The organism is Ruminococcus sp. (assembly GCF_024684275.1).
Window position 1 is genome coordinate 1 of record NZ_JAIKXF010000017.1, and the last position, 2,882, is coordinate 2,882.

Genomic DNA, 2,882 nt, shown 5'->3' on the forward strand with positions numbered 1-2,882 from the left:
AGGAGCGATAATATCATAACCTCATACTGTCCGCAAACAGGACCTGCTGTGGCATTCATGCTTCTGGAAGAACTGCTGGGAACAGATAAAATGCAAGAAACAAAGACTGCTATGGGATTCTGACAGATGTATGCTTTGATAAAAGAATAAGAATGATTAATAGTTGCGTATGAATATATGAGGTACAAATGAAAAGAATAGCTGTTATTGGTGACTATAATCCTAAAGAAGAAAGCCATTGTCGCATATTGGATTCAATAAAAGATATATCAGAGGAATTAGAAGCTGAACTTGAAGTTCAATGGATCATGAGTGATGAATTGGACACTTCCGCGGAACATCTAAAATCGTTTGATGGTTTCTGGTTCTCACCGGGAAGCCCTTATAGGAATGCAAAGAACGTTCTGACGACAATGCAATTTGCGAGAGAGAACGGCATTCCTTCACTAGGGACTTGTGCCGGTTTTCAACATATGGTCGTTGAGTTTGCACGTAATGTGTTAGGCCTGTATGGAGCAGACACCGAAGAAAACAATGAAGAATGTTCAGATGCCGTAATAGCAAGATTGCCGTGTTCTCTTGTATATAAGAAAGAACAACTGAAGATATCAAATCCTGATTCAATCATGGCTCAATCAATAGGTATAGACAGATTTGTCGGAGAATACCGTTGTAATTACGGATTTAATGAAGCCTATCACAGTATATTTTTAAATAGTAATATGATTGCTGCCATAGCACAAAACGAAGACGGATATACTAGAGGATTTGAAGTTAAAGGACACCCGTTCTTTGTTGGTACTCTTTTCATTCCCCAGTTGGACTTTAAGGGAGACGGTTCTTATCGTATAATCAGATCGTATCTGAATGCCGTTTTATTCGGATGAGGCGTGGAAATTCCTTGAATATATCAAAAGTGAAAGATAACAAATGATGAAATTTTTTCCATTTGTGGGTACAGTAACCTTGTATATTAAGCAGAAACAAATAAGATAGGCAGCCATTACGGCTGCCTTTTACATTATATTTCGTACTTCTCAAGTTTCAGCAGAGCTATCTTTTTATCCAGTCCGCCTGCATATCCTGTAAGCCTTCCGTCTGTCCCCATTACTCTGTGGCATGGAATGATAATTCCGATTGGATTATGTCCGACAGCACCGCCGACTGCCTGCGCTGACATACGCTCAACTCCTTGTCGTTCTGCAAGGATACGTGCGATTCCACCATAGGTCATAGTCTGTCCATAAGGTATAGTCAGAAGTATATCATATACAGCCTTGCGGAACGGTGTTGTGTGAATACTGATCGGCGGAGTATAATCGGGAACCTTCCCACTGAAATAAATATCGAGCCATGTGCAGGTCTGCGTGAATATAGGCATCTCCGCCTTGGTTCTTTCTTCAACAAGTTTATTTGGATAGTGGTTCTGCCCGTCGAACCATAGTCCTGTCAGTGCTTCGCCGTCACTGGCGAGGGTGATACCGCCGAGGGGTGAAATATAGTGAAATATGTTATTCATTATATCTTACTTCTATCATATGTTTTTAAGTGTATATCTCGGACCTTCTTCGCCGATCGTTCCGTTAGGAATAAATCCGCACTTATCAAGCACTCGTTTTGAAGATATATTATCTTCATTTGTTTCGGCTTCCAGAGCTGTAACATTCGGCTGTTTAAGAGCCCATTCAGATACTGCTTTCACGGCTTCGCTTGCATAGCCATATCCCTGATACTCATCGTTTATACCATATCCTATCTCAGCGATACCATCAGGAGAAAGTCCTTTGAAACACAATTCACCAATATGCGTTCCGTCTTTCAGTTCTATCATCCATATCGCATACCAATCCCACTGTTCGGAATGCTCAAGGCAACCGTTCAGCATTTCGGTGTACGCAGCTTTAAGGACATCAACCGTTTGTGTTTCTATAAATACTTCCATCTGCTCTTTTGAGGCAGGGTATATTTTCAAGTGTTCTGTTTCGATCATAGTAGTCTCCTTATATCGGAATATGCTTTTAAATACATTCGTTCAGGTGATTTAACTGTTTTTTCGCCCAAGTAAAGATAAGGTCTGACAGTCTTTCAAAATCTGACACGCCGCTGTTTTTTATCTGTATATAAGCAGAGATTAAATCCTTTTCGATGCCTTCCGCTTTGCTGACAAGTTCCTGTAAACGTGCGATATATTCTCCTGATCGCAGATACAAGAGTGCCTGTATCACAAAGTATGCGGATTTATACGATCCTTTCAGTATTGCGGGATCTTTTTCATATATCAGATTATGAACGCAGGAATGGTAAATATTGCAGACTTCTATCCTGACTGACCGCCTGATATCATCAACAGTTATTGGCGGAATAATATCATCAAGAGTCCCGATTATCGGTTTCGTATCATGATAAAACTGGAACAGATCTGATACCTCCCAGTTCCTGAGATCGTCAGCATCAGAAAGAAATCCGCAGAATAATTCCCTGTGCGGAAGGGCATCCAGCATAGTTCGGTATTGTCTTACATCTTCACATGAAAGGTGATCGAGAATAACAACGAAATCAATATCGCTGCTTTCTGTTGCTTCTCCGCGTGCATAGCTCCCCTGTAAGCCAACGAAACATACCTTATCGGGAAATGTATTTTGCAAGGCTGAGATGAATTTATCTGTCAAATACGCTGTATCGATCATATCTGGCCTCCTGAACAATATGTTTTTTCTGTTTCTTGATTTGATAATAAGCATCCCCCGGCAAAGCCGGTAATGTCATTAAGCTAACTGAAAACGATAAAGAAGCAGGAGTATGTTTGTATGTAAGCGAACAAACTCCTGCTAATACTTACAGCAAAACGGCATGACGAAAAGACAGATCAGAGATCTGCCTGA

Annotated in this window: 4 protein-coding genes; 1 reads left to right on the plus strand and 3 read right to left on the minus strand. The window is 40.7% G+C overall.

Annotated features, from left to right (window positions below; genetic code table 11):
- Positions 1–188: 188 nt before the first annotated feature.
- Positions 189–887, plus strand: a complete 699-nt coding sequence (locus K5677_RS01995) for a hypothetical protein (RefSeq protein WP_296724064.1) — start codon at positions 189–191, stop codon at positions 885–887.
- Between the two features lie 134 nt (positions 888–1,021).
- Here the strand turns inward: K5677_RS01995 and K5677_RS02000 are convergent, their stop codons facing one another.
- The 3 genes from K5677_RS02000 to K5677_RS02010 are packed head-to-tail and all read right to left on the minus strand — an operon-like array spanning position 1,022 to position 2,741.
- On the minus strand, positions 1,022–1,519 hold the full coding sequence (locus K5677_RS02000) for a methylated-DNA--[protein]-cysteine S-methyltransferase (protein WP_296724067.1): 498 nt from the start codon (positions 1,517–1,519) through the stop codon (positions 1,022–1,024).
- A gap of 15 nt (positions 1,520–1,534) precedes the next feature.
- Positions 1,535–1,990: a GNAT family N-acetyltransferase gene (locus K5677_RS02005; protein WP_296724070.1), complete on the minus strand. Its 456-nt coding sequence runs from the start codon at positions 1,988–1,990 to the stop codon at positions 1,535–1,537.
- Positions 1,991–2,018: 28 nt separating this feature from the next.
- Positions 2,019–2,741, minus strand: coding sequence for a nucleotidyltransferase domain-containing protein (locus K5677_RS02010; RefSeq protein ID WP_296724072.1), 723 nt, complete (start codon positions 2,739–2,741; stop codon positions 2,019–2,021).
- Positions 2,742–2,882: the final 141 nt, after the last annotated feature.